The 26,499-nt window shown below is 69.6% G+C and carries 27 protein-coding genes; 20 read left to right on the top strand and 7 right to left on the bottom strand.

Features of this window, described 5'->3' with window-relative positions; all coding sequences use genetic code 11:
* The first annotated feature begins 80 nt into the window (after positions 1–80).
* The 4 genes from leuC to M4V62_RS13605 all read left to right on the top strand — a co-directional run bounded on the left by leuC (position 81) and on the right by M4V62_RS13605 (position 3,437).
* Complete coding sequence (gene leuC / locus M4V62_RS13620) at positions 81–1,514, top strand: 3-isopropylmalate dehydratase large subunit (protein ID WP_249587528.1); 1,434 nt, start codon at positions 81–83, stop codon at positions 1,512–1,514.
* Between the two features lie 5 nt (positions 1,515–1,519).
* Positions 1,520–2,113: a 3-isopropylmalate dehydratase small subunit gene (gene leuD / locus M4V62_RS13615; RefSeq protein WP_249587527.1), complete on the top strand. Its 594-nt coding sequence runs from the start codon at positions 1,520–1,522 to the stop codon at positions 2,111–2,113.
* Between the two features lie 239 nt (positions 2,114–2,352).
* Positions 2,353–2,589 (top strand): SCO5555 family protein, encoded by a 237-nt coding sequence (locus tag M4V62_RS13610; protein ID WP_249587526.1) that lies wholly within the window; start codon positions 2,353–2,355, stop codon positions 2,587–2,589.
* A gap of 173 nt (positions 2,590–2,762) precedes the next feature.
* A complete protein-coding gene (locus M4V62_RS13605) occupies positions 2,763–3,437 on the top strand; it encodes an HU family DNA-binding protein (RefSeq protein ID WP_249587525.1) in 675 nt (224 codons plus the stop codon).
* A gap of 97 nt (positions 3,438–3,534) precedes the next feature.
* Here the strand turns inward: M4V62_RS13605 and M4V62_RS13600 are convergent, their stop codons facing one another.
* Together M4V62_RS13600 and cofC are read right to left on the bottom strand one after the other, a co-directional pair.
* A complete protein-coding gene (locus tag M4V62_RS13600) occupies positions 3,535–3,738 on the bottom strand; it encodes a hypothetical protein (RefSeq protein WP_249587524.1) in 204 nt (67 codons plus the stop codon).
* A 13-nt stretch (positions 3,739–3,751) separates the two neighbouring features.
* The gene (cofC, locus tag M4V62_RS13595; protein ID WP_249587523.1) at positions 3,752–4,387 is read right to left on the bottom strand and encodes a 2-phospho-L-lactate guanylyltransferase; all 636 of its coding nucleotides are present in this window, start codon (positions 4,385–4,387) and stop codon (positions 3,752–3,754) included.
* A 211-nt stretch (positions 4,388–4,598) separates the two neighbouring features.
* On the opposite strand from cofC, the gene M4V62_RS13590 reads away from it, so the two are divergent.
* Genes M4V62_RS13590 through M4V62_RS13580 form a run of 3 tightly spaced genes read left to right on the top strand, consistent with a single transcriptional unit; the run spans position 4,599 to position 7,613 of the window.
* Positions 4,599–5,390: a lysophospholipid acyltransferase family protein gene (locus M4V62_RS13590; protein WP_249587522.1), complete on the top strand. Its 792-nt coding sequence runs from the start codon at positions 4,599–4,601 to the stop codon at positions 5,388–5,390.
* Positions 5,387–6,397, top strand: coding sequence for an NAD(P)H-dependent glycerol-3-phosphate dehydrogenase (locus M4V62_RS13585; RefSeq protein WP_249587521.1), 1,011 nt, complete (start codon positions 5,387–5,389; stop codon positions 6,395–6,397). The genes M4V62_RS13590 and M4V62_RS13585 overlap by 4 nt, the downstream gene beginning before the upstream one ends.
* A 34-nt stretch (positions 6,398–6,431) precedes the next feature.
* Complete coding sequence (locus tag M4V62_RS13580) at positions 6,432–7,613, top strand: D-alanine--D-alanine ligase family protein (protein WP_249587520.1); 1,182 nt, start codon at positions 6,432–6,434, stop codon at positions 7,611–7,613.
* 15 nt (positions 7,614–7,628) lie between these two features.
* Here M4V62_RS13580 and M4V62_RS13575 read toward each other — a convergent pair whose 3' ends face one another.
* Both M4V62_RS13575 and M4V62_RS13570 read right to left on the bottom strand, forming a co-directional pair.
* Positions 7,629–8,111 (bottom strand): DUF3515 domain-containing protein, encoded by a 483-nt coding sequence (locus M4V62_RS13575; protein WP_249592813.1) that lies wholly within the window; start codon positions 8,109–8,111, stop codon positions 7,629–7,631.
* Positions 8,112–8,137: 26 nt separating this feature from the next.
* Positions 8,138–8,371 (bottom strand): Lrp/AsnC family transcriptional regulator, encoded by a 234-nt coding sequence (locus M4V62_RS13570; protein ID WP_016642988.1) that lies wholly within the window; start codon positions 8,369–8,371, stop codon positions 8,138–8,140.
* Between the two features lie 209 nt (positions 8,372–8,580).
* Between M4V62_RS13570 and M4V62_RS13565 the strand changes: the two genes are divergently transcribed.
* Complete coding sequence (locus M4V62_RS13565; RefSeq protein ID WP_249587519.1) at positions 8,581–9,546, top strand: thiamine-phosphate kinase; 966 nt, start codon at positions 8,581–8,583, stop codon at positions 9,544–9,546.
* 185 nt (positions 9,547–9,731) lie between these two features.
* Here the strand turns inward: M4V62_RS13565 and rpmB are convergent, their stop codons facing one another.
* Positions 9,732–9,917: a 50S ribosomal protein L28 gene (gene rpmB, locus M4V62_RS13560; RefSeq protein WP_249587518.1), complete on the bottom strand. Its 186-nt coding sequence runs from the start codon at positions 9,915–9,917 to the stop codon at positions 9,732–9,734.
* Positions 9,918–10,135: 218 nt separating this feature from the next.
* Here rpmB and M4V62_RS13555 point away from each other — a divergent pair, with 218 nt between their 5' ends.
* The 9 genes from M4V62_RS13555 to mutM all read left to right on the top strand — a co-directional run bounded on the left by M4V62_RS13555 (position 10,136) and on the right by mutM (position 20,176).
* Entirely contained in the window at positions 10,136–11,812 is a 1,677-nt protein-coding gene (locus M4V62_RS13555; protein WP_249587517.1) for a DAK2 domain-containing protein, read from the top strand.
* An 82-nt stretch (positions 11,813–11,894) separates the two neighbouring features.
* The gene (locus M4V62_RS13550) at positions 11,895–15,017 is read left to right on the top strand and encodes a helicase-related protein (RefSeq protein WP_249587516.1); all 3,123 of its coding nucleotides are present in this window, start codon (positions 11,895–11,897) and stop codon (positions 15,015–15,017) included.
* A 71-nt stretch (positions 15,018–15,088) separates the two neighbouring features.
* The gene (gene rsmD, locus M4V62_RS13545; RefSeq protein WP_249587515.1) at positions 15,089–15,682 is read left to right on the top strand and encodes a 16S rRNA (guanine(966)-N(2))-methyltransferase RsmD; all 594 of its coding nucleotides are present in this window, start codon (positions 15,089–15,091) and stop codon (positions 15,680–15,682) included.
* A 26-nt stretch (positions 15,683–15,708) separates the two neighbouring features.
* Complete coding sequence (coaD, locus tag M4V62_RS13540; protein ID WP_249592812.1) at positions 15,709–16,188, top strand: pantetheine-phosphate adenylyltransferase; 480 nt, start codon at positions 15,709–15,711, stop codon at positions 16,186–16,188.
* Positions 16,189–16,287: 99 nt separating this feature from the next.
* Positions 16,288–17,355: a cell division initiation protein gene (locus M4V62_RS13535; RefSeq protein ID WP_249587514.1), complete on the top strand. Its 1,068-nt coding sequence runs from the start codon at positions 16,288–16,290 to the stop codon at positions 17,353–17,355.
* Positions 17,356–17,526: 171 nt separating this feature from the next.
* Entirely contained in the window at positions 17,527–18,171 is a 645-nt protein-coding gene (locus M4V62_RS13530) for a YceD family protein (protein ID WP_249592811.1), read from the top strand.
* A 2-nt stretch (positions 18,172–18,173) separates the two neighbouring features.
* Positions 18,174–18,347, top strand: coding sequence for a 50S ribosomal protein L32 (gene rpmF, locus M4V62_RS13525; protein ID WP_003965982.1), 174 nt, complete (start codon positions 18,174–18,176; stop codon positions 18,345–18,347).
* A 7-nt stretch (positions 18,348–18,354) separates the two neighbouring features.
* On the top strand, positions 18,355–19,203 hold the full coding sequence (gene rnc, locus M4V62_RS13520; RefSeq protein ID WP_249587513.1) for a ribonuclease III: 849 nt from the start codon (positions 18,355–18,357) through the stop codon (positions 19,201–19,203).
* Positions 19,204–19,312: 109 nt separating this feature from the next.
* The gene (mutM, locus tag M4V62_RS13515; protein ID WP_249587512.1) at positions 19,313–20,176 is read left to right on the top strand and encodes a bifunctional DNA-formamidopyrimidine glycosylase/DNA-(apurinic or apyrimidinic site) lyase; all 864 of its coding nucleotides are present in this window, start codon (positions 19,313–19,315) and stop codon (positions 20,174–20,176) included.
* Here mutM and M4V62_RS13510 read toward each other — a convergent pair.
* On the bottom strand, positions 20,146–20,535 hold the full coding sequence (locus M4V62_RS13510) for a winged helix-turn-helix transcriptional regulator (protein WP_249587511.1): 390 nt from the start codon (positions 20,533–20,535) through the stop codon (positions 20,146–20,148). The two genes, mutM and M4V62_RS13510, sit on opposite strands and share 31 nt — an antisense overlap.
* 96 nt (positions 20,536–20,631) lie before the next feature.
* Complete coding sequence (locus M4V62_RS13505; RefSeq protein WP_249592810.1) at positions 20,632–21,573, bottom strand: CAP domain-containing protein; 942 nt, start codon at positions 21,571–21,573, stop codon at positions 20,632–20,634.
* A 131-nt stretch (positions 21,574–21,704) separates the two neighbouring features.
* On the opposite strand from M4V62_RS13505, the gene M4V62_RS13500 reads away from it, so the two are divergent.
* The 3 genes from M4V62_RS13500 to smc all read left to right on the top strand — a co-directional run bounded on the left by M4V62_RS13500 (position 21,705) and on the right by smc (position 26,454).
* Complete coding sequence (locus M4V62_RS13500) at positions 21,705–21,986, top strand: acylphosphatase (protein ID WP_249587510.1); 282 nt, start codon at positions 21,705–21,707, stop codon at positions 21,984–21,986.
* Between the two features lie 383 nt (positions 21,987–22,369).
* Complete coding sequence (locus M4V62_RS13495; protein WP_135333243.1) at positions 22,370–22,573, top strand: hypothetical protein; 204 nt, start codon at positions 22,370–22,372, stop codon at positions 22,571–22,573.
* A 311-nt stretch (positions 22,574–22,884) separates the two neighbouring features.
* A complete protein-coding gene (gene smc / locus M4V62_RS13490; RefSeq protein WP_249587509.1) occupies positions 22,885–26,454 on the top strand; it encodes a chromosome segregation protein SMC in 3,570 nt (1,189 codons plus the stop codon).
* Positions 26,455–26,499: the final 45 nt, after the last annotated feature.

Genomic DNA, 26,499 nt, shown 5'->3' with positions numbered 1-26,499 from the left:
CGCGCGGCACGAGGGGTACGGGCGTGGACGAACAATTCTCTAGTTGGGCCGGCACAACACAGCCGGTCGGAGGGAAAGCGATGGGTAGGACACTCGCGGAGAAGGTCTGGGACGACCACGTCGTCCGGCACGCCGAAGGCGAGCCCGACCTCCTCTTCATCGATCTGCACCTGCTGCACGAGGTGACGAGCCCGCAGGCCTTCGACGGCCTCAGGCAGGCCGGCCGCCCGGTGCGGCGTCTCGACCTCACCATCGCCACCGAGGATCACAACACCCCGACCCTCGACATCGACAAGCCGATCGCGGACCCGGTCTCGCGGGCGCAGTTGGAGACGCTGCGCAAGAACTGCGCCGAGTTCGGGGTGCGCCTGCACTCGCTCGGCGACGTCGAGCAGGGCGTCGTCCACGTGGTGGGCCCGCAGCTGGGCCTGACCCAGCCCGGCACCACCGTGGTCTGCGGCGACTCCCACACCTCCACGCACGGCGCCTTCGGCGCGCTGGCGTTCGGCATCGGCACCTCCCAGGTCGAGCACGTCCTGGCCACGCAGACGCTGCCGATGGCCCCGCCGAAGACCATGGCCATCACCGTCGACGGCGAACTGCCCGACGACGTCACGGCCAAGGACCTGATCCTCGCCATCATCGCCAAGATCGGCACCGGCGGCGGCCAGGGCTACGTCCTGGAGTACCGCGGCTCCGCCATCGAGAAACTCTCGATGGAAGCCCGCATGACCATCTGCAACATGTCGATCGAGGCCGGCGCCCGCGCCGGCATGATCGCCCCCGACGCGACCACCTTCGCCTACATCGAGGGCCGCGACCACGCCCCGAAGGGCGAGGAGTGGGACGCGGCGGTCGCGTACTGGAAGACCCTGAAGACGGACGAGGACGCGGTCTTCGACGCCGAGGTCTACATCGACGCCACCAAGCTCGCGCCGTTCGTCACCTGGGGCACCAACCCGGGCCAGGGCGCGCCGCTCTCGGCGAACGTCCCCGATCCTGCTTCGTACGAAGACGCGTCGGAGCGGTACGCCGCCGAAAAGGCCCTGGAATACATGGGGTTGAGTGCCGGGCAGGCGCTGCGCGACATCAAGGTCGACACCGTCTTCGTAGGTTCGTGCACCAACGGCCGCATCGAGGACCTGCGGGCGGCCGCCTCCATCGTCGAGGGCCGCAAAGTCGCCGACGGCGTACGGATGCTGGTCGTTCCCGGCTCGGTCCGGGTCGCCCTTGAGGCCGTCGCGGAGGGCCTGGACAAGGTCTTCACCGCCGCAGGCGCCGAATGGCGGCACGCGGGCTGCTCGATGTGTCTGGGCATGAACCCCGACCAACTGGCCCCCGGCGAGCGCTCCGCGTCGACGTCCAACCGCAACTTCGAGGGCAGGCAGGGCAAGGGCGGCCGCACCCATCTGGTGTCGCCCCAGGTGGCCGCCGCCACCGCGGTGACGGGCCACCTGGCCTCACCCGCCGACCTGACCGATGCCCCTGACGCCCCCGTCACCGCCGGAGTCTGAGAGCCATGGAAGCATTCACCACGCACACCGGCCGGGCCGTTCCGCTGCGCCGCAGCAACGTGGACACCGACCAGATCATCCCCGCCCACTGGCTGAAGAAGGTCACCAGGGACGGATTTGAGGACGGGCTCTTCGAGGCCTGGCGCAAGGACGGCGAGTTCGTCCTGAACAAACCCGAACGCCAGGGTGCGACGGTCCTGGTCGCGGGTCCCGACTTCGGAACGGGCTCCTCGCGCGAGCACGCCGTGTGGGCGCTGCAGAACTACGGCTTCAAGACCGTCATCTCCTCGCGCTTCGCCGACATCTTCCGCGGCAACTCGCTGAAGAACGGCCTGCTCACCGTCGTGCTCGACCAGAAGGTCGTGGACGCGCTCTGGGCGCTCACGGAGGCCGACCCGCAGGCCGAAATCACCGTTGACCTGCAGGATCGCCAAGTTCGCGCCGAGGGCATCACCGCCGACTTCGAGCTCGACGAGAACGCCCGCTGGCGTCTCCTGAACGGTCTGGACGACATCAGCATCACGCTCCAGAACGAGCCGGACATCGCCGCGTACGAGTCGAAGCGCCCCTCGTACAAGCCGCGGACGGTGCAGGTCTGACACCCCCGCAACACCCTGGTGTACCCCCAATCGTGGACGGTTGGGGGTACATCTGTGTCTGCCCCCTTCGCGGTGGGCCATGACCTGAACGGGTGGTGTCAACTCCCTTGATTCGGACGGCAGAAGAGGCTTGAAATCCCCTTGTACTCGCATCGACCGGGTACCCTCAGGAGGGCGCCGGATGTGGGTAGTTACCCCCTGCGGAGGCGACAACTCGCCCCAGATGGCACAATCGGTGCATGGAACGTGACAGCCAACTCGAGCTCTACGGGCTTGTTGCGGACCAACTGAAGGAAGCGCACTCAAGGGTGCGTGCACTGCAAGTCCCGGAGGGCGTACGGATGGCGCTGACCCGGAAGCTGCTGGTCATTACGGCCGCGGCCAAACACGATCTCGCCGATGCGGCAAGGCGTCTGGAGCGATTGATGGAGTCCATCGACGAGGCCGACGAGGGCCGATTCCCCGAAGATGCCTGAGCCACAAGGCTCAAACGGCCCTTCGAGGAGCCCTCGAGGAACTCATGGACAGTCGAGTTCGTTGCGGCACAAGGGTGATTAGCCCGTTTCGTGTTTGATTTGCGGTATATATCTGCCTAACGTGCGAAAAAGCCTGGCGAATACGCTCGGGCGAGGTCTCCGAAGGGGAAGACGTGAACAAGGCGCAGCTCGTAGAAGCGATTGCCGACAAGGTGGGTGGCCGTCAGCAGGCCGCCGACGCCGTGGACGCGGTTCTGGACGCAGTCGTCCGTGCCGTCGTCAGCGGAGACCGTGTTTCGGTCACCGGTTTCGGCTCGTTCGAGAAGGTTGACCGTCCGGCCCGTTACGCCCGCAACCCGCAGACCGGGGAGCGCGTTCGGGTCAAGAAGACCTCGGTTCCGCGTTTCCGCGCAGGACAGGGCTTCAAGGACCTGGTGAGCGGCTCGAAGAAGCTCCCGAAGAACGACGTCGCGGTCAAGAAGGCGCCCAAGGGCAGCCTTTCGGGCGGCAGCGCTTCGGCGACCGTGAAGAAGGCAGCGGCCAAGAAGGCCACCGCCAAGAAGGCGACCGCGAAGAAGGCCGCCACCGCCAAGAAGACCACCGCCAAGAAGACGACGGCGACGGCGAAGAAGGCGACCGCCAAGAAGACCACCGCCAAGAAGGCGACGGCGACGGCGAAGAAGGCGGCCACGGCCAAGAAGGCGACGGCCAAGAAGGCCGCTCCCGCCAAGAAGGCCACCGCCAAGAAGACCGCGCCGGCCAAGAAGGCCACCGCCAAGAAGGCGCCCGCCAAGAAGTCGACGGCGCGCAAGACCACCGCCAAGAAGGCGACCGCCCGCAAGAAGTAGGGGCACGAGGGCACTCACGCGCCGGGCCGGGCTCCCCACTGGGAGCCCGGCCCGCGGCGTGTGCGGTGGCGCCTGCCGGGACGTCCTCGGACGGCCCTCAGAACGTCTGCAGCGTCACCAGCGTGATGCGGCGCTGCTCGCCCTCTCCCTCGACCTCGATCCGCACCCGCTGGCCGGGCCTCAGGAGCCGCAGGCCACCGGCGTCGAACGCAGGGGGGGCGAAGGGCACCGGGGTGCCGTCGTCGAGCAGCACGCTGCCGCTGCGGGTCTCGGAGTCGTACGTGTACGCGGTCGCCTGCATGGGGGAAGCGTACTCAGTCGGCGATCAGGAGCCTCGCGGCAGCCGTCGCCGTGCGCGGCCCGACGCCCAGCGCGAGGGCCGCCCGCAGATCGTCGCCGGTGTCCACGTCCTGGCGTACGGAGTCGACGCCTTCGAGGGGAAGTTCCACCGCACCCGAAGCCGCGTGCCGGGATCGGGACGCCGTGCCGAATGCGGGGCGCAATTCCGAGCCGGGGGCCGCGGACAGCAGTGTCGTACCGATTCCCGCGGCATCCGCGAGGAAAGAACGGGGAAATGGAGCCGCCCTGTCGAGTACCCGGGCCAATTCCATGGGGCGCAATGCCGGGAGATCGGCATTCAGCGCCGCGACAGCCGATTGCGGCCGCCCGGTGCGCACCGCCGCCGTTCCGTGCGCCAGGGCGGCGTTGAGGCCGCCCGCGGGCTCGTCCCGCACGATCCGGGCCCCCAGCGCCGCCAGCTCGCGCCCGGCGAGGCCGTCGTCCGTGACGACCACCACATCGCGTACCGCGGGACAGGCCAGCGCGGCGGCCACGGTGTCCTGCGCGAAGGCGAGTGCGAGGCCCGGACGCAGGGTGTCGCCGGTGGTGGCGGTGAGCCTGCTCTTGGCGCGCTCCAGCGGTTTCAGGGGTATGACCAGGGTCCACTGCACGGGGGGCGGCTCCGTCCTTCGCGTCGCGCCCATTGTGACCTGCTGGCCGGGGCGCTGCCGGGGCCGGGTTGCGGGATCGGAAGGGGTGGCGCGTAGTGCCTCTTTACAAGGGCGGTGGCGGGAGACGGGTGGGCGTACGGTGTTCTCGACAGACAGGCAGCCTGGGGCGACACTTGTGCGGCCGACCAGGTTCATGGAGGAAGGTGTCCGAGTGTCCCGCCGCAGAATCGGCTTCTGGTACCGCCTGGCGGCGGTCATCGCCAAACCGCCCCTGGTGGTTTTCTTCAAGCGGGACTGGCGAGGAATGGAACACATTCCGGCCGATGGTGGATTCATCACCGCGGTGAATCACAACTCGTATATCGACCCGCTCTCGTACGCGCATTTTCAGTACAACACCGGACGAGTGCCCCGTTTCCTGGCAAAGGACGGCCTTTTCAAGGACGGGTTCGTCGGCAAGGTCATGAAGGGCACGGGCCAGATCCCGGTCTACCGCGAGACCACGAACGCGCTCGACGCCTTCCGTGCCGCGGTCGACGCGATCGAGCGCGGTGAGTGCGTGGCGTTCTACCCCGAAGGCACCCTCACCAGGGACCCCGAGGTGTGGCCGATGACTGCCAAGTCCGGTGCCGCGCGGGTCGCCCTGCGCACCAAGTGCCCGGTGATTCCCGTCGCGCAGTGGGGTGCCAACCTCGCGCTCCCCCCGTACAGCAAGAAGCTCAGCCTCTTCCCGCGCAAGAAGCTCCAGGTGCTCGCGGGCGAGCCGGTCGACCTCTCGCGCTTCTACGACAAGGAACCCAGCCCCGAGATCCTGCGGGAGGTGACCGAGACCATCATGGCCGCGGTCACCGAACTCCTGGAGGAGATCCGGCAGGAGAAGGCCCCCGAGACCCCTTACGACCCGCGCAAGGCGCGGCTCGCACAACGGCGCAAGGCGACGGACCGCAGCGGTCGCGGCGTCCCCCGGAACACCCCTGAGAACACCACGGAGGACAGCAAGTGACGAACCCGGTGAAGGCCGCCGTCTTCGGAACGGGCTCTTGGGGTACTGCCTTCGGCATGGTGCTCGCCGACGCGGGGTGCGACGTCACCCTGTGGGGCCGTCGCGCCGCACTCGCCGACGCGGTCAACTCCTCGCACAGCAACCCCGACTACCTCCCCGGTGTCGAACTCCCGCAGAGCCTCAGGGCGACCACCGACCCGGCCGAGGCCGCGGCGGGCGCCGACTTCACCGTGCTCGCCGTGCCCTCGCAGACGCTGCGCGGCAACCTCGCCGAGTGGGCGCCACTGCTCGCCCCCGACACCGTGCTCGTCTCCCTCATGAAGGGCGTCGAGCTGGGCTCCGCGATGCGGATGAGCGAGGTCATCGAGGACGTCACGAAGGTCGCGGCCGACCGGATCGCCGTCGTCACGGGCCCCAACCTCGCCCGCGAGATCGCCGCCAGGCAGCCCGCCGCCGCCGTGGTCGCCTGCCGCGACGAATCGATCGCGCAGCGCCTCCAGACCGCCTGCCACACGCCGTACTTCCGCCCGTACACGAACACGGACGTCGTCGGCTGCGAACTCGGCGGCGCCGTCAAGAACGTCATCGGTCTCGCCGTCGGCATCGCGGACGGCATGGGCCTGGGCGACAACGCCAAGGGCTCGCTCATCACGCGCGGCCTCGCCGAGACCACCCGCCTGGGCCTGGCGATGGGCGCGGACCCGCTGACGTTCTCCGGACTCGCGGGCCTGGGCGACCTGGTGGCCACCTGCTCGTCGCCGCTGTCGCGCAACCACACCTTCGGCACGAACCTCGGCAAGGGCATGACGCTGGAGGAGACCATCGCGGTCACCAAGCAGACCGCCGAGGGCGTCAAGTCCTGTGAGTCGGTCCTCGATCTGGCCCGCAGGCACGACGTCGACATGCCCATCACCGAGACGGTCGTGGGCATCGTGCACGAGGGCACACCGCCGGTGGTCGCCCTCAAGGAGCTGATGTCGCGCAGCGCCAAGGCCGAGCGCCGCTGACTCTCCGGGGGCCAGCGGGTACCCTCAAGCCGATATGAGCAGCGAGAACCTCCCCCAGAGCCCCAGGACGAGCACCGAGCAGAGCTCTGAGCTGCCGCTCCGCAAGCCGCGTGTGGCCGTCGTGTTCGGCGGCCGCAGTTCGGAGCACGGCATCTCGGTCGTCACGGCGGGCGCCGTGCTGCGTGCCATCGACCGCACCAAGTACGACGTCCTGCCCATCGGCATCACGACGGACGGCCGCTGGGCCCTGACCGCCGACGATCCCGACCGCATGGCGATCACCGACCGGCAGGTGCCCAACGTCGACGCGCTCGCCGAGTCGGCCGACGGCGGCGTCGTGATGCCCCTGGACCCGAACAACCGCGAGGTCGTCTACAGCGAGCCGGGCTCCGTGCCCAAGGCGCTCGGCGAGGTCGACGTCGTCTTCCCGATGCTGCACGGTCCCTACGGAGAGGACGGCACGCTCCAGGGACTCCTGGAGCTCTCCGGAGTGCCCTACGTGGGCGCCGGAGTGCTCGCATCGGCCGTCGGCCAGGACAAGGAGTACATGAAGCGGGTGTTCACCTCCTTCGGTCTTCCCGTCGGCCCGTACCTGGTGATCCGCCCGCGCGAGTGGGACCGCGACCAGGAGGGCGCCCGCAAGAAGATCGCGGAGTTCGCCGGAGACCACGGCTGGCCGCTGTTCATCAAGCCCGCGCGCGGCGGCTCCTCGATGGGCATCACGAAGGTCGACTCCTTCGAGGGCCTCGACGAGGCGATCGAGGAGGCCCGCCGCCACGACCCCAAGATCCTGGTCGAGTCGCTGCTGCGCGGCCGCGAGATCGAGTGCGGGGTCCTGGAGTTCGAGGACGGGCCGCGCGCGAGCGTGCCCGCCGAGATCCCTCCGGTGCAGTCGCACGACTACTACGACTTCGAGGCGAAGTACATCGACTCGACGCCCGGGATCGTGCCCGCCCCGCTGACGCCCGAGCAGACCGCCGAGATCCAGCGGCTCGCCGTCGACGCCTTCGAGGCCACGTCCTGCGAGGGCCTGGTGCGCGCGGACTTCTTCCTCACCGAGGACGGGCAGTTCGTCATCAACGAGATCAACACGATGCCGGGCTTCACGCCCATCTCGATGTACCCGCAGATGTGGGAAGCGAGCGGCGTCAGCTACCCGGAGCTGGTGGACCGCCTCGTCCAGGCCGCCCTCAACCGGTCCACAGGGCTGCGCTAGCACCCCGTACGGCGCCTACGCGATCCCCTTGGGGATCGACTTCTTGACGGGGGCGGCGAAGTCCGTCAGCGGGCTCACGCCGCTCCCCGCGCGCTCCTTGGGCAGCGTGACCTCCACGTACGCCTTGCGCAGCGTGGAGGTGAAGCGGAACGACCCGTCGTCCTGCTTCTCGATCAGCCAGTTGACGCCGTCCGCCGTCACGCCGTCCGCCTCGGGGTTGTTCATCTCCGTCGGTCTGGCGACACCGCAGCGCAGTATGATCGCCGGGTCTCCCCACCCGGCGGTCAGCTCGGACTTCGGCTCGGGATCAGCGCGCCCAAGACCGTCCACCTTCTTCGGCAGCTGCTTGTCCAGGTTCCGGCACAGTTCGGTGACCTTGCTGTCCGGGGTGGGAACCGCAGCCTTCACTGCTTCGTCTGCTGAGGAGCAGCCCGCGGACGCGATCAGGAGTGCGAGTGCGGGGGCCGAGACGAGGCAGCGACGCCGGCGACGGGAAATCTTCACCGGCCAAGGGTAGACGGGGGCTAGAGGTGCACGACGGGGCAGGTCAGGGTGCGGGTGATGCCGTCCACTTGCTGGACTTTGGCGACCACCATGCGGCCGAGTTCGTCCACCGTGTCCGCCTGGGCGCGCACGATGACATCGTAGGGTCCGGTCACGTCCTCGGCCTGGATGACTCCTGGGATCTTGCCGATCAGCTCGGCGACGGTCGACGCCTTGCCGACCTCTGTTTGGATCAGGATGTACGCCTGTACCACGGAACCTCCAGGGCGGCCACGAGGATCATGTGGGGAGAAGGGACGCCACGGTACCGCGTCGCCGCTTCCCACGGGGAGACCCGGGGGAGCTGTGGCGCGCACATCGCGGTGGACGGGCAACAGAAGTTGACGGTCATCTCGACCGTACCTATGACAGTGAAGGCTCGCGACCGCAAGCCGAGCAGCGTGAAAGGGCATGGTGAGTCCCGGTGAAGGGAACCGTCGGCGAGTTGGGGGAGTTCGGGCTCATCAGGGAACTCACCTCCCGGCTCACCACCACCCCGGCCGTCCGGCTCGGCCCGGGCGATGACGCCGCCGTCGTGTCGGCTCCCGACCGCAGGGTCGTGGCGAGCACCGACATCCTCCTCGAGGGGCGGCACTTCCGCCGTGACTGGTCCACCGCGTACGACGTGGGCCGCAAGGCCGCGGCGCAGAACCTCGCGGACATCGCCGCCATGGGCGCCGTGCCGACCGCGCTCCTCCTCGGCCTGGTCGTCCCCGCCGAACTCCCCGCCAGCTGGCCCACCGAGCTCATGGACGGTCTGCGGGACGAATGCCAGGTCGCGGGAGCGGCCGTCGTGGGCGGCGACGTCGTACGCGGCGACACGATCACCGTCGCGATCACCGCGCTCGGCGATCTGCGCAACCACGAGCCGGTGACCCGCGCGGGCGCACAGCCCGGCGATGTCGTCGCCGTCACCGGCTGGTTGGGCTGGTCCGCCGCCGGGCATGCGGTGCTCTCGCGCGGCTTCCGCTCGCCCCGCGCCTTCGTGGAGGCCCACCGCAGGCCGGAACCGCCGTACCACGCGGGCCCCGCGGCCGCCGGCCTCGGCGCCACCTCGATGACGGACGTGAGCGACGGCCTCATCGCCGACCTCGGGCACATCGCCGATTCGAGCAAGGTACGCATCGACATCCGCTCCGGGGACGTCGACGTGCCCTCCCAGATGAACGACATCGGCCAGGCCGTCGGCGTCGACCCGCTGCAGTGGGTGCTCAACGGCGGCGAGGACCACGCGATCGTGGCGACGTTCCCGCCGGACGTGAAGCTGCCCGCACGCTGGAAGGTCATCGGCGAGGTCCTCAACCCCTCGGCCCTGCCGCAGGTGACCGTCGACGGAGCGCCCTGGACCAGCAAGGGCTGGGACCACTTCGGCGACGACATCGAGGACTGAGCATGACCACCGCGCCCCACGCGTCCTGACCGTCGTGGGGCGCGACTCCGGCGGCGCGGAACTCCCCTGGCGTACAGGGCTTTTGGGAGCTGACGGTGGAAGCGGCTGTGGGCACACGAAAGAACCGGTCCCCCGAAGGGGGCCGGCTCTTTCAGCAACCAGCTAGGTGGCCGCGCTTACTTGCGTCAGCGCGAGACCTTGCCGGCCTTGATGCACGAGGTGCAGGCGTTGAGCCGCTTCGGCGTCCCGCTGACCACGGCACGAACGCGCTGGATGTTCGGGTTCCAGCGACGGGACGTACGGCGGTGAGAGTGCGAGATGTTGTTGCCGAAGCTCGGCCCCTTGCCGCAGACTTCGCAGTTGGCAGCCACGGGTCACTCCAAGACTTCAGATGCACTTACGGGTAATCCCGGCATGCCGGGATCAGTGCAATGATCGTGGGTGGCGTTGCCAGGAGGAATGTCCCGATGGGTATCGGGCAACCGGAGCAGCATACAACGACTGCTTCGGTAGAACGAAACTACCATGTCTCGCCCCGGCCCCGCCCCGGGCCTTTCGCCCGTCCCGGTCTACGCTGCGTCCATTCCGGATGCCCTTAGGAGGCGAGCAGGTGCCGCAGAACCTCGACGCCGTCGCGGTGCGCGCCTGGTGCGGCCTCGCTCTGGACGCCCTGGGACGGGCCCGCGAGGAGATCGACGCGATCAACGTCTACCCGGTCGCGGACGGAGACACCGGCACCAACCTCTACCTGACCGTGGAATCCGCGTCCCAGGCGGTCGACGCCGCCTTCACCGGCCTGGACCCGACCCACCCCACGCTGGCCGAGGCCGCGCGGGCGATGGCACACGGAGCGCTGATCGGGGCCCGCGGGAACTCGGGCACGATCCTGTCGCAGCTGCTGCGCGGGATGGCGCAGGTGCTCGGCGCCGACCGTGACACCGATCACGCCGACGGCCAGGCCCTGGCGCTCGCCCTGCGGCGGGCCGCCGAGTCGGCCTACCAAGCGGTCGCGCATCCCGTGGAGGGCACCGTCCTGACGGTGGCTGCCGCCGCTGCGGACGCGGCCTCCGGCGCCGACGGCGACTGCGGGGCGGTGGCGCGGGCCGCGTACGACGGAGCGTGCCGGGCGCTCGACGCGACGCCGGAGCAGCTCGCGGTGCTCGGGCGTGCGGGAGTGGTGGACGCCGGGGGGCGCGGGCTCGTGGCGGTGCTCGGGGCTCTGGTGGGGGCCCTGTCGGGCGGGACGGCCTCCCCGTACGTGAAGACGGCCGGTTCGGGCGGCCACGCGCGCGTGGAGCCCGCGGAGCCCATCGAGTGCCAGGACGCTTCAGTCGACGCCATGGCCCCCGCCTTCGAGGTGATCTACCTCCTGGAGGCCGACGACACGGCCGTCGCACGGCTGCGGAGGCGGCTCGACGGGCTCGGTGACTCGCTCGTCGTCGTCGGCGGGGACGGGCTGTGGAACGTCCACGTCCATGTGGACGACGCCGGGGCAGCCGTCGAGGCGGGCGTCGAGGCGGGGCGGCCCCACCGCATCCGCATCACCCACTTCGGGGTGGGGGACGCGCACACCGCGGGCGCCGCGCAGCCGCCCCGGGAACGCACGCAGCGCGCGATCGTCGCCGTCGTGCCGGGGGAGGGGCTCGCCGGTCTCTACGCCGATGCCGGGGCGACCACCGTGCCCACGCGCCCCGGGGAGCCGCCCGCCAGCGGGGAGCTCGTCGAGGCGATCCGGCACGCCCACGCGCGCGAGGTGGTGCTCCTGCCGAACGACGCCGAGCTGCGCCACACCGCTGCCGCCGCCGCGGAACAGGCCCGCACCGAAGGGGTGCGCGTCGCGCTGATCCCCACTCGGTCCGCGGTCCAGGGCATCGCGGCGCTCGCCGTGCACGAGCCGGACCGCCGCTTCGACGAGGACGTCGTCGCGATGACCTCGGCGGCCGGAGCGACCCGGTACGCCGAACTGGCCGTCGCCGAGCGGCAGTCGTGGACCATGGCGGGCATCTGCCAGGCCGGTGACGTGCTCGGCCTGATCGACGGCGATGTCGCGGTGATCGGCGACGACACCACACGCACCGCGCGCTCCGTCCTGGACCGGATGCTGGCCGCGGGCGGCGAGATGGTCACGCTGGTGCTCGGCGACGACGTGCCGGACAGCCTCGGCGAGCAGCTGGAGAAGCATGTGCGCGAGGTGCATCTGGCGGTCGACACGGTGGTCTACCGCGGGGGACGCCAGTCGGCGCTGCTGCTGATCGGCGTGGAGTAGCCGCCGCGTAGCCGCCGAGTTCAACCTTCCTGACCAGCGGATTTCGGGGACGTACGCCGAATTGTCAGTGGCGTGGTGTGCAATGGATCTCGTGCCCGCGCTCGAAGAACCCCTGAAGAAAGTGGTCGGTCCCGCCACCGCGAAGGTGATGGCCGAGCACCTGGACCTGCACACCGTCGGCGACCTGCTGCACCACTATCCGCGGAGGTACGCGGAGCGTGGCGAGCTCACCCGCCTCGCCGACCTGCCGCTGGACGAGCACGTCACGGTGGTCGCCCAGGTCGCCACGGCGCGCATCCTGACGTTCAACGGCGGCAGGGGCCAGCGCCTCGAAGTGACGATCACCGACGGCAGCGGCCAGCTCCAGCTGGTCTTCTTCGGCCGCGGCATCCACAAGCCGCACAAGGACCTGCTGCCCGGCACACGCGCGATGTTCGCGGGCAAGGCATCCGTCTTCAACCGCAAGATGCAGCTCGCACACCCCGCGTACGAACTCCTGAAGGGCGACCCGGACAACGCGGGCGAGGCCGTGGACTCCTGGGCGGGCGCCCTCATCCCGATCTATCCGGCCACCGCCAAGCTGGAGTCGTGGAAGATCGCCAAGTCGGTCGACGCGGTCCTGCCCAGCGCCCAGGAGGCCGTCGACCCGCTGCCGCCGAGCCTGCGCGAAGGACGGGAGCTGATCCCGCTCCCCGAGGCGCTCCTGAAGATCCACCGCCCGCACACCAAGGCGGACATCGAATCCGCCCGGGACCGCCTGAAGTGGGACGAGGCCTTCGTCCTCCAGGTGGCCCTGGCCCGCCGGAGGTACGCGGACGCGCAGCTCCCCGCGATCGCCCGCCGCCCCCGTGACGGCGGCCTGCTCGACGCCTTCGACGCCAAGCTGCCCTTCACGCTCACCGAGGGCCAGGAGAAGGTCTCTAAGGAGATCTTCGACGACTTGGCGACCGAGCACCCGATGCACCGCCTCCTCCAGGGAGAGGTGGGCTCGGGCAAGGCTCAGCCGCTCGATTCGCTGGTCCTGACGCCGGACGGCTTCCGGCCGATGGGCGAAATCCGGCAAGGCGAGTCCGTTTTCGTGCCCTCGGGAGAGATCGCCGTGGTCGATGGCGTATTTCCACAGGGCGAGCGTGACGTGTGGAGCCTGACCCTGTCGGACGGAAGCTCCGTCGAGTGCGACGACGAGCACCTCTGGATCGTGGGTACGAGTTGTGGCTGGCACCGCGGTCAGCCGCCCAAGGTGATGACGACCCGTGAAATCCGCCTGGACCTGTTCAAGGCGAACGGATCCTCGAAGTGGTACCTCCCTGCTGCGACACCAGTCGATCTCGGGGGTGACGCGGCGCCGCCACTCGATCCGTACCTCTTCGGGCTGCTGCTGGGGGACGGGTCCTCATGCGACTACACGATTCAGCTGGTCCACCGGTCAGGAGGAGTCCGTAACCCTGTCATTCAGGCGCTTCGGGACCTAGGACTGTGGGGCCTGACCTCGCACGACAAGTTCATCCCGGACGTGTTCAAGAACGTGTCGATCAAGAATCGGCTGGCGCTTCTGCAGGGGCTTCTGGACACAGACGGCACGATTCAATCGGACGGGCTGAGTATTTCGTTGTGTTCGGCCTCTCTCAGGCTTGCTGAGGACGTCGCATGGCTCGTGCGGTCGTTGGGCGGCCGGGCAAGGGTGCTGCCGAAGAAGACGGCGTTCAACGTGTCGATCGCCCTGCCCGACGAGTACGCGCCCTTCCGGCTCATGCGGAAAGCAAGCCGAGTGAGGGAACGGCCGAAGTACAACACCTTCCGGCGGGGAATCCGCAGCGTCCAGTTCGTCGGTCGGAAACCGGTCCAGTGCATCAGCGTCGCGCATCCGAGCCGGGCCTACGTCACCGACAACTTCACGGTGACGCACAACACGATGGTCGCCCTGCGCGCCATGCTCGCCGTCGTGGACGCGGGCGGGCAGGCCGCGATGCTCGCGCCCACCGAGGTCCTCGCCCAGCAGCATCACCGCTCGATCACCGAGATGATGGGCGAGCTCGCCGAGGGCGGCATGCTCGGCGGCTCGGACCAGGGCACGAAGGTCACGCTGCTCACCGGCTCCATGGGCATGGCGGCCCGGCGCCAGGCCCTGCTCGACCTGGTCACCGGCGAGGCCGGGATCGTCATCGGCACGCACGCGCTGATCGAGGACAAGGTGCAGTTCCACGACCTGGGCCTGGTCGTGGTCGACGAACAGCACCGCTTCGGGGTCGAGCAGCGCGACGCCCTGCGCGGCAAGGGCAAGCAGCCCCCGCACCTCCTGGTCATGACGGCCACGCCCATCCCGCGCACGGTCGCGATGACGGTCTTCGGCGACCTGGAGACCTCGGTCCTCGACCAGCTCCCCGCGGGCCGCTCGCCGATCGCCAGCCATGTCGTCCCCGCCGAGGACAAGCCCCACTTCCTGGCACGCGCGTGGGAGCGCGTGCGCGAGGAGGTCGAGAACGGCCACCAGGCGTACGTGGTCTGCCCCCGGATCGGCGACGACGTCGACGAAGCCGCCGACCCGAAGAAGGCCAAGAAGAAGGCCGAGGAGGAGGCGACCGCCGAGAAGCGGCCCCCGCTCGCCGTCATCGAGGTCGCCGAGCAGCTCGCCCGCGGTCCGCTGAGCGGCCTCAAGGTGGAGGTCCTGCACGGCCGCATGCAGCCGGACGACAAGGACGCGGTGATGCGCCGCTTCGCCGCGGGCGAGACCCAGGTCCTGGTCGCCACGACGGTCATCGAGGTCGGCGTGAACGTCCCGAACGCCACCGCCATGGTGATCATGGACGCGGACCGCTTCGGCGTATCGCAGCTGCATCAGCTGCGCGGCCGCGTCGGCCGTGGCTCGGCCCCCGGCCTCTGCCTCCTGGTCACCGACATGCCAGAGGCGAGCCCCGCCCGCGCCCGCCTGGGAGCCGTGGCCGCCACGCTCGACGGCTTCGAGCTCTCCCGGATCGACCTGGAGCAGCGCCGCGAGGGCGACGTACTGGGCCAGGCGCAGTCCGGTGTCCGCTCCAGCCTGCGCATGCTCGCGGTCATCGAGGACGAGGAGATCATCGCCGAGGCCCGCGAGGAGGCCGTCGCCGTGGTCTCCAAGGACCCGGACCTGGAGCACCTGCCCGAGCTGCGCACGGCCCTGGACGCCCTCCTGGACGACGAGCGCGAGCAGTATCTCGACAAGGGCTGACAGGCAGCGGGGGCACAGGGACTGAGAGACTGAGCCCGGATCTTCCCGTACGTACACCGACAAGGACTCAGATGACCCGCGTGATCGCCGGTGTGGCCGGCGGACGTCGCCTCGCCGTCCCGCCAGGAAACGGCACACGGCCCACGTCCGACCGAGCGCGCGAGGGCCTGTTCTCCACCTGGCAGGCCCTGCAGGGCACGTTGGACGGGGCACGCGTCCTCGACCTGTACGCCGGGTCCGGCGCCGTCGGCCTCGAAGCGCTCTCGCGCGGCGCGGGCCACGCCCTGCTCGTCGAGGCCGACACCGGCGCGGTGCGCACCATCAGGGCGAACGTGAAGTCCATCGGCCTGCCCGGCGCCGAGGTCAGGGCGGGCAAAGCGGCCCAGATCGTCCAGGGCGGCACCCCCACGGCCCCGTACGACCTGGTCTTCCTCGACCCTCCGTACGCCGTCACCGATGACGATCTTCGCGAGATCCTGCTCACACTCCGGGCGGAACGCTGGCTCACGGGCGATGCGCTCGTCACCGTTGAACGCAGTACCAGAGGCGGAGAATTCTGCTGGCCCGACGGCTTCGAGGCACTGAGGTCCCGTCGCTACGGCGAAGGCACGTTTTGGTACGGTCGCGCCGCCTCTACGTGCGACGACTCAGTGATCGCGCCATGACCGGACCGGAGAGCGAGGGACTTCAGTTGCGCCGCGCCGTCTGTCCGGGGTCATTCGACCCCATCACCAATGGACACCTCGACATCATCGCCCGCGCCTCGAAGCTGTACGACGTGGTGCACGTCGCGGTGATGATCAATCAGTCGAAGAAGGGCCTCTTCTCCGTCGAGGAGCGGATCGAGATGATCCGTGAGGTCACCGCCGACTTCGGGAACGTCGAGGTCGAGTCCTTCCACGGCCTTCTCGTCGACTTCTGCAAGCAGCGCGACATCCCGGCCATCGTCAAGGGCCTGCGCGCGGTCAGCGATTTCGACTACGAACTGCAGATGGCCCAGATGAACAACGGCCTCTCGGGCGTCGAGACCCTGTTCGTGCCCACCAACCCCACCTACAGCTTCCTCTCCTCCTCGCTGGTCAAGGAGGTGGCAGCCTGGGGCGGCGACGTCGCCCACCTGCTGCCGCCGCTCGTCCACGAGGCGCTCGTCGAACGTCTGGGCAAGAAGTGACCCCCTGACAGTTCGTCACCCGGTGTCGGGCGGTCGGCCACTGGCCTTACAGTCGTCCCGTCCGTCTCCAAACCAGCTGTAGAGAGTGGCGAGCACACGGTGGACGTGCAGAAGAAGATCGACGAGATCGTCGAGGCGGTCGGCAGCGCCCGGTCCATGCCCATGTCGGCCTCGTGCGTGGTCAACCGCGCCGATCTCCTGTCGATGCTCGAAGAGGTGCGCCAGGCGCTGCCCGGCTCCCTCGCCCAGGCCCAGGAGCTGATCGGCGGCCGCGAGCAGCTGGTCGAGCAGGCCCGCCAGGAGGCGGACCGCATCATCGAGACCGCGCACGCCGAGCGCGGTTCGCTGATCTCCGACACGGAGGTCGCCCGCAACTCCCAGGGCGAGGCCGCACGCATCCTCGCCGAGGCCCGGCAGGCCGCCGACGAGGTCCGAGTCGAGGCCGACGACTACGTGGACAGCAAGCTGGCCAACTTCGAGGTCGTCCTCACCAAGACCCTCGGCTCCGTCGGCCGAGGCCGAGAGAAACTCCTCGGCACCGGACCCGGCCTCGACGAGCAGGGTTACGAGGACGAGGACGCCCCGCAGCGCAGCATGGACCCCGAGACGCTGCGCCGGGACGCGGACGCGTACGTCGACGCCAAGCTCGGCGCCTTCGAGGCGGTCCTGGCCAAGACCCTGGAGGCGGTCGGCCGCGGCCGCCAGACCCTGCACGGCCGTGCGCCCGCCGACGACCTCGCGGGCCTCGCCGAGGGCCTCGGATCCCAGGCGCACACCACGGACGCCGAGTACCTCGCGGGCCTCACCGACCCCGCGGCTCCCGCGGCAACCACGCCGGAGGCCCCGCAGCCGCCCCAGGCGCCCCCGCAGATCCCCGTGCAGCAGCCGTACGCCCCGCCCCAGCAGGAGCCGGACCCGTACGCCTACCAGCAGCAGGACCAGTACGCCTACCAGCAGCAGTACGCCCAGCAGGATCCGTACGGCTACCAGCAGCAGGATCCGTACGGCTACCCGCAGCAGGGATACGACCAGGCGGCCCAGCAGCAGGCGTACGGGGACCCGCAGCAGCAGCATCAGCAGGCCCCCGGGGTGCTCGACGAGACCAGTCTCTTCGACACCGGCATGATTACCGCGGAGCAGCTGCGCCAGTACGAACAGGGCCGCTAGCCCTTGCCGCGAGGCCTGTCCGGGACCGGATTGGGCCGAGAGCGAATGGTCCAGTATCCTGGCTCTTCGGTCGCGCGTACGTCCGCGATCCAGGCTGCCCGGCTAGTGAGCGAAGCTCACGACGGGGGCGGCCCTCCTTGAACTTCCCAGGATTCGAAAGCAGGAAAAGCCCTGAGTGCTCGCCTTGACCACCGAAACCCACTCGTGTTCGACACACACGAGCTGGGTCGGCGTCCCGGTGCGCTGCAGCGGCTGACCCGTTCCATCGAGGCCCCCGGTTCGCCGGACGTCTTCGGTATCGACGGGGTCATCGGAGTGCCGGAAGGCGCTCCGGTCGAGCTGGAGATCCGTCTTGAGTCGGTCATGGAAGGTGTGCTTGTCACAGGCACCGCCCGTGCGTCGGCCGAGGGGGAGTGCGTAAGGTGTCTGGAGCCGCTGAAGCTTGAGGTGGACGCGGATTTCCAGGAGATGTTCTCGTACCCTGACGCCGACGACCGGAGCCGCACCGCGGAACCGGCCGACGACGCCGAGGAAGATGAGGACAGGCTCTATCTCGAGGACGGCTTGTTCGACCTCGAACCCGCGCTGCGTGACGCGGTAGTGCTCGCACTGCCGATGCAGCCGGTGTGCCGGGACGACTGTCCGGGCCTGTGTTCCCAGTGCGGAGCACGGCTCGCGGACGACCCGGACCACCACCATGACGCCGTCGACATTCGTTGGGCGGCACTGCAGGGACTCGCCGGGACCATCCAGGACGGCGAGAAGGACGACGTGAGCGGCGCCGAAGCCGGCGTCGACGAGAAGCAGGAGAAGTAGCCGTGGCTGTTCCGAAGCGGAAGATGTCGCGCAGCAACACGCGCCACCGCCGGTCGCAGTGGAAGGCTGCGGTCCCCACTCTGGTTTCGTGTGAGCGTTGCCAGGAGCCGAAGCTGCAGCACATCGCGTGCCCGAGCTGCGGCACGTACAACAAGCGCCAGGTCCTCGAGGTCTGAGCGGCTGGTGAGAGGCACCGTGTCTAGCCACAAGATGGCGGATGACGCCAAGGCGGAAAACGCCAAGAAGCAGGCGGAAAACACGGCCTCGTCCCACACGCTTTTGGAAGGGCGGCTCGGGTACAAACTCGAGTCCGCCCTTCTGGTGCGTGCACTGACCCACCGTTCGTACGCGTACGAGAACGGCGGTCTGCCGACGAATGAACGGCTCGAGTTCCTCGGGGACTCGGTGCTCGGACTCGTCGTCACGGACACGCTCTATCGCACCCACCCCGACCTGCCCGAAGGCCAGCTGGCCAAGTTGCGGGCCGCGGTGGTCAATTCGCGTGCGTTGGCGGAGGTCAGTCGTGGCCTCGAACTCGGTCTCTTCATCCGGCTCGGCCGGGGCGAAGAGGGCACGGGTGGCCGGGACAAGGCATCCATCCTCGCCGACACCCTTGAAGCGGTGATCGGCGCGGTCTATCTGGACCAGGGTCTGGACGCGGCGGGCGAGCTGGTGCACCGGCTCTTCGACCCGCTGATCGAGAAGTCCTCGAACCTGGGCGCGGGCCTGGACTGGAAAACCAGCCTCCAGGAGCTCACCGCGACCGAGAGCCTCGGTGTTCCCGAGTACCTCGTCACGGAGAGCGGCCCGGACCACGAGAAGACCTTTACTGCTGCCGCCCGCGTCGGAGGCGTCTCGTACGGCACCGGCACCGGCCGCAGCAAGAAGGAAGCGGAGCAGCAGGCCGCGGAGTCCGCGTGGCGCGAGATTCGCGCTGCCGCGGATGAGCGGATCAAGGCGGCGGAGGTTTCCGCCGCCGCTGCTCCCGCTGCCGCGGAGGTTGACGGGGCTGCCGAAGCTTCGTCTGCCTGAACCGCTTTACTGTTGGTGCCGGTCGCCCTTCGGGTGGCCGGCACCAGCCTTTTCGCCGCTTCGCGGCATTTTTTCCCGCCCACACCCGTTTACCCCGGAGTGAATCGCCGTGCCCGAGCTGCCCGAGGTCGAAGTCGTCCGGCGTGGGCTTGAGCGGTGGGTGGCTCAGCGCACCGTCGCCGATGTCGAGGTGCTGCATCCGCGGGCCGTGCGGCGGCATGTCGCGGGCGGTGACGACTTCGGGCTCCGGCTCAAGGGCCACCGTGTCGGTACGGCGATGCGGCGCGGGAAGTATCTCTGGCTGCCGATCGAGGACAGCGGCACCTCGATCCTCGCCCATCTCGGCATGAGCGGGCAGCTGCTCGTCCAGCCCCAAGAAGCGCCGAACGAGAAGCACTTGCGGATCCGGATCCGCTTCGCCGACGCGCTCGGCACCGAGCTGCGCTTCGTCGACCAGCGCACCTTCGGCGGACTCTCGCTGCACGAGAACACCCCGGACGGACTGCCGGACGTCATCGCGCACATCGCACGCGACCCGCTGGACGAGAAGTTCGACGACGCGGCCTTCCACGCCGCGCTGCGCCGCCGTCGTACGACGATCAAACGCGCCCTGCTCGACCAGTCGTTGATCAGCGGCGTCGGCAACATCTATGCGGACGAGGCCCTTTGGCGGGCGAAGCTGCACTACGAGCGGCCCACCGCCACGTTCACGCGCCCGCGCACGGCCCAACTCCTGGGCCACGTACGGGATGTGATGAATGCGGCCCTCGCCGTCGGCGGCACCAGCTTCGACAGTCTGTACGTGAACGTGAACGGCGAGTCCGGGTACTTCGAGCGGTCGCTCGACGCCTACGGACGTGAGGACGAGCCGTGCCGCCGCTGCGGTACGGCCATGCGCCGGCGGCCCTGGATGAACCGCTCCAGCTACTTCTGCCCGCGCTGTCAGCGACCGCCGGCCGTCACGCTGTCGTAGCGCTCGCGCGCTTCGAGCACGCCGTCCATCCTGCCCTCCACGAAGTGGATGAGGCTCATCAGGCGTTCGGTGATCTCCCGTCCCAGCGGGGTGAGCCGATACTCCACGCGCGGCGGGTTGGTGGGCTGTGCCTCGCGGTGGACCAGGCCGTCGCGCTCCAGCGCGTGCAGGGTCTGGGACAGCATCTTCTCGCTCACGCCGTCGACCCGGCGGCGCAGTTCGTTGAAACGGAACGTGCCGTCGTGCAGCGCGCCCAGGGTGAGCGCTCCCCAGCGTCCGGTGACGTGCTCCAGGGTGCCGCGCGAGGGGCACTGCTTGGAGAACACGTCGTACGCCGTGTCCTGGTCGATGGGATCCATGCCGAAAGCATACTCTCGCACAGCGCTATCTCACGGGTTGCGCTAACTGAGAGTGAGTAAGTGAATCGGCCCGGTCGCGACCCGGGGCCCGGTGTCCTAGAAGCCGAAGTCCTGCGTCCACCAAGGGCCGCCCGGCGCGAAGTGCGCGCCGACGCCCAGGGTCTTGTAGTCGCAGTTGAGGATGTTGGCCCGGTGGCCGGGGCTGTTCATCCAGGCGTCCATCACGGACTGGGCGTTCGCCTGGCCGCGGGCGATGTTCTCGCCGCCCAGGTCCGATATCCCGGCCTTCTCGGCGCGGTCCCACGGGGTCGCGCCGTCCGGGTCGGTGTGGTCGAAGAAGTCCCGCTCGGCCATGTCCGAGCTGAAATCTCCGGCGAGCGAGGCCAGCGCGGCGTCGGCGCGCACGGGGGAGCAGCCGACCTTGGCCCGCTCGGCGTTGACCAGGGTGAGCACCGCGGCCTCGGCCGCGTTCTCGGTGGACGGCGACTTCGAGCCGGTGACCGGCGGGGCCTTCGGCTTCTGGGAGGGGGTGCGCGAGGGGCTCGGGGGAGTCGTCTTCTTCTGCTTCTCGTCGGCCTCCGGCGCGGGCGCCTTGGTCGACGGCTTCTTCGACGGCTCGGCCGAAGGCTTCTCGGAGGACTTCGAGGGGGACGGGTCCGGGGCGTCGGGGCGCTCGGAGCCGCGGCTCGGCGGTGCGGACTCGCGCTCGGCGGTGCCGTTCTCGCCGCCCTGGGGTGCCACCTCGCTGGGGGTGGTGGCAGCACGCACCTTGTTCGAGTCGCCGCCACCGCCGAGGGAGTAGTTCTCGGCGCCCGGGACCAAGCCGGAGGCGACGGCCACCGCGCCCATGGCGACGGCTGCCGACACGCCGAGCAGGCCGGTGCGCACCGGTGTGGCGCGGCGGCCCCGGTGGCGGTGCGAAGCGTTGGCGGGGCGGGGCTCCGGGACGCCGGCGTGCTCGCCCGCGTACACGTCGGAGACTCCAGTGGCGCGGCCGGTGGCGGCTGCCCCTGCGCCGGAGCGTCGGTGGCGTCCCATCTCCTGGCCTTCCTCGTCCTGGCGGTCAACGTGGCTCACCCATACGAGTGAGGCTCATCGAGTCGGGACTGTACGCGATGGCGCATGGGGACGAAGTGCTCCGAGTGCAATTGGCCGGTTAGCGTGCACCCATGAACGAAGAAGTCAGAGTCACGGCCTGGGTGCGTGGCCAGGTACAAGGCGTGGGATTCCGCTGGTTCACGCGGGCCAAGGCCCTGGAGATAGGGGGTCTGAGTGGTTTTGCTCTCAATCTGGACGACGGCCGTGTGCAAGTCGTCGCAGAGGGTCCGCGTGCGGGCGCCCAGGGGCTGCTCGACTGGCTGCGCGAGGGCGACACACCCGGCCGCGTCGACGGCGTCACTGAGATCTGGGACACTCCGCGCGGCATCTACGAGACGTTCGCGATTCGCTGACGGAGAGCCGCCGGGCGGACGCGCCCCGGTGTGGTCAGGGCAACTGCCCGGGGCAGGAAACGCCTGGTGGTTGCCAAGAACGGCGCGTCGTGGCAGGCTCCCAAGTGCAGGATGATCGACACGCCCCCAGGGCCCCGCAGCAGAGGCAGCGCCGCCGTTTCGACGGCCGCAAGCCCCCGGGTTGCCCGCCAATACGGGGCGTGATCGTGTTGACCGTCAAACTTTTTGGTGAGACTCTGGAAGCCCCGCGCACCTTAGCTGTTTGGCATGTGAGAACGGCCAGCACGACCCAGCACGAACAACGAGTGCCAAGCACCGCGGGTGCGAATCCCTCACGACCCACACCGCTTCGGTCGGTCACTCATTGTGGAGGACCATCCATCATGGCAAAGGCGCTTCTCGGTTACGTCGGCGGTTCCGACCCGCGACTTCTCGCCGAGATGCGACGGCTCCAGCAACGCGTCCAGGACCTGGAATCTGAGCTTGTGAAGATCCAGGCCGAGAACGACGCGCTCGCGGCTGCCGCTTCTCACGAATCGCTCCTGGAGAGCATCGACGTACCCCAGGCGGAGCCTGCGCTCACCTGACCACTGCCATCATGAGTAAAGGCGCTTTTCTCGCAGGGCTTGCGTAACGATGATCATTCAGCGTCACGCTCTTTTCGCCTTGTGAGCTGCCTCTTCACGCACGTGGTCGGGCTGACCATGTCAGCCGCTTGTCCAGATCTGCAAGGGACGCTTCGGCGTCCCTTCTTTCTTGCCGCCCCCGTAATGTGTTTCCTTTACAGCTGATGTGCCCTGCATCTTCCTGGGTGAAACGGTGAAAGGGAAGGTGCGGCGCGCAGCGCCCCGCTGGAAGGGCGGTGGTGGGAGACGGGTGGGAGGTAGAGTCCGGCGGCGTGCACCTCAAGGCCTTGACACTGCGCGGTTTCAAATCCTTCGCGTCGGCCACGACGCTGAAGTTCGAGCCGGGCATCACCTGCGTCGTCGGACCGAACGGCTCCGGCAAGTCCAATGTCGTGGACGCGCTGTCCTGGGTCATGGGCGAGCAGGGCGCCAAGTCGCTGCGCGGCGGCAAGATGGAGGACGTCATCTTCGCCGGCACCACCGGGCGCCCGCCGCTCGGCCGTGCCGAGGTGTCCCTCACCATCGACAACTCCGACGGCGCCCTGCCCATCGAGTACGCCGAAGTCACCATCACGCGGATCATGTTCCGCAACGGCGGCAGCGAGTACCAGATCAACGGGGACACCTGCCGGCTGCTCGACATCCAGGAACTGCTCTCCGACTCCGGCATCGGCCGCGAGATGCACGTCATCGTCGGGCAGGGCCAGCTCGACGGCGTCCTGCACGCCGACCCCATGGGGCGCCGCGCCTTCATCGAGGAGGCCGCAGGCGTCCTCAAGCACCGCAAGCGCAAAGAGAAGGCGCTGCGCAAGCTCGACGCGATGCAGGCCAACCTCGCGCGCGTACAGGACCTGACCGACGAGCTGCGGCGGCAGCTCAAACCCCTTGGTCGGCAGGCCGCCGTGGCGCGCAGGGCCGCCGTCATCCAGGCCGATCTGCGCGATGCCCGCCTCCGGCTGCTCGCCGACGATCTCGTACGCCTGCGGGACGCGCTGCGGACCGAGGTCGCCGACGAGGCGGAGCTGAAGCGGCGCAAGGACAGTGCCGAGGCCGAGCTGAAGAAGGCGCTCCAGCGGGAGGCGGAGCTGGAGGACGAGGTGCGCCGCCTCACTCCGCGGCTCCAGCGGGCCCAGCAGACGTGGTACGAGCTGTCGCAGCTGGCCGAGCGGGTGCGTGGCACGGTGTCGCTCGCCGACGCCCGGGTCAAGAGCGCGACCGCCGCGCCCCCGGAGGAGCGGCGCGGCCGCGACCCCGAGGACATGGAGCGCGAGGCCGCGCGGATCCGTGAGCAGGAGGCGGAGCTGGAAGCCGCCCTCGAAGCGGCCGAGCACGCCCTGGAGGACACCATCGGCCACCGTGCCGATCTGGAGCGGGAGCTCGCGGTCGAGGAGCGCCGCCTCAAGGACGTGGCGCGGGCCATCGCCGACCGGCGTGAAGGGCTCGCACGGCTGCACGGCCAGGTCAACGCGGCGCGTTCGCGGGCGGGCTCCGCACAGGCCGAGATCGACCGGCTCGCCGTGGCACGTGACGAGGCAGGGGAGCGCGCGGTCGCCGCCCAGGAGGAGTACGAGCAGCTGAAGGCGGAGGTCGACGGGCTCGACGCCGGTGACGCGGAGCTCGGCGAGCGGCACGACGAGGCGAAGCGTTCCCTCACCCGGGCCGAGGCCGCGCTGGCCGCGGCGCGCGAGGAGGCGACCGCCGCCGAGCGCAAGCGGGCCGCGGTCGCCGCCCGGCACGAGGCGCTCGCGCTCGGCCTGCGCCGCAAGGACGGTACGGGGGCGCTGCTGGCCGCCAAGGACCGCCTCACGGGGCTGCTCGGTCCCGCGGCCGAGCTGCTCTCGATCACTCCGGGGTACGAGGTCGCCGTCGCGGCGGCGTTCGGCGCGGCGGCGGACGCGATCGCGGTGACCACACCGGCGTCGGCGGCGGAGGCCATCCGGCTGCTGCGCAAGCAGGACGCGGGGCGTGCCGCGCTGCTGCTCGCGGGGGAGCCGGAGTCGGGCGCCGACCCTCGTGACGTACGGCCGGAAGGTGCCGAAGGGCCGCCCCTGGTCGCCGAACTGGTGCGCGGGCCCGCGGAGTTGATGCCCGCGGTGCGGCGGCTGCTGCGGGGGACGGTCGCCGTCGGCACCCTTGAGGACGCCGAGGACTTCGTCTACGCCCACCCGGAGCTCACCGCCGTCACCACCGAGGGGGACCTGCTCGGGGCGCACTTCGCGCAGGGCGGGTCCGCCGGGGCGCCGAGCCTCCTCGAAGTGCAGGCGTCCGTCGACGAGGCGGCGGCGGAGCTTGAGCAACTGGCCGAGCAGTGCGACGCGTTGGCGCGCAGCCAGCAGGTGGCGGGCGAGCAGCGCAAGGAAGTCGCCGCTCTCGTCGAGGAGTTGGGGGAGCGCAGGCGCGCCGCCGACCGGGAGAAGTCTGCCGTGGCGCAGCAGCTCGGCGCGCTCGCCGGGCAGGCCCGTGGCGCCGCGGGCGAGGCCGAGCGCAGTGCGGCCGCCGCGGCCAAGGCGCAGGAGGCGCTGGACAAGGCGGTCCAGGACGCCGAGGAGTTGGCCGAGCGGCTCGCCGTGGCCGAGGAGGCTCCGGTCGAGGAGGAGCCCGATACTTCCGTGCGCGACCGGCTCGCCGCCGACGGTGCCAATGCCCGGCAGACCGAGATGGAGGCCAGGCTCCAGGTGCGTACGCACGAGGAGCGGGTCAAGGGCCTGGCGGGACGCGCTGACTCGCTCGACCGGGCCGCGCGCGCCGAACGCGAGGCACGCGCGCGTGCCGAGCAGCGCAAGGCCCGGATGCGGCACGAGGCCGCGGTCGCCGAGGCCGTCGCCCGTGGTGCGCGCCAACTGCTCGCGCACGTCGAGGTCTCTCTCGTGCGGGCCCAGGAGGAACGTGCCGCCGCCGAGCGCGCCAAGGAGGTGCGGGAGCGGGAACTCACCGCCGAGCGGAGCCAGGGGCGCGACCTCAAGGCGGAGCTCGACAAACTGACGGATTCAGTCCACCGCGGCGAGGTACTCGGTGCCGAGAAGCGGCTGCGGATCGAGCAGCTGGAGTCCAAGGCACTGGAGGAACTCGGTGTGGAACCGGCAGGACTCGTCTCCGACTACGGCCCCGACCAGCTCGTGCCGCCATCCCCCGCGGCCGAGGGCGAGGAGCTCCCCGAAGACCCGGAGCACCCGCGCAACAGGCCCGTGCCGTACGTCCGCGGTGAGCAGGAGAAGCGGCTGAGGTCAGCCGAACGGGCGTACCAGCAGCTCGGGAAGGTGAACCCGCTGGCCCTTGAGGAGTTCGCCGCGCTTGAGGAGCGCCACAAGTTCCTGAGCGAGCAGCTGGAGGACCTGAAGAAGACGCGTGCCGATCTCCTGCAAGTGGTGAAGGAGGTCGACGAGCGCGTCGAGCAGGTCTTCACCGAGGCCTACCGGGACACGGCCCGTGAGTTCGAGGGCGTCTTCTCGCGGCTCTTCCCGGGCGGCGAGGGGCGGCTCATCCTGACCGACCCCGACAACATGCTCGCCACGGGAGTCGACGTCGAGGCGCGCCCGCCCGGCAAGAAGGTCAAGCGGCTCTCGCTGCTCTCCGGCGGCGAGCGGTCCCTGACGGCCGTCGCGCTGCTCGTTTCGATCTTCAAGGCACGGCCGAGTCCCTTCTATGTGATGGACGAGGTCGAGGCCGCGCTCGACGACACCAACCTGCAGCGGCTCATCCGCATCATGGAGGAGCTGCAGGAGGCCTCGCAGCTCATCGTGATCACGCACCAGAAGCGGACGATGGAGGTCGCGGACGCGCTGTACGGCGTCTCGATGCAGGGCGACGGCGTCTCGAAGGTGATCAGCCAACGGCTTCGCTAGCCCTCCACGAGTTCACCTTCATAACTTCAACACTTGAACGAAGTC

Source organism: Streptomyces durmitorensis, from assembly GCF_023498005.1.
GTDB lineage: Bacteria > Actinomycetota > Actinomycetes > Streptomycetales > Streptomycetaceae > Streptomyces > Streptomyces durmitorensis.
Note: the sequence above shows the minus strand (reverse complement) of the source record. Positions and strands in the feature narration are given on the sequence as shown.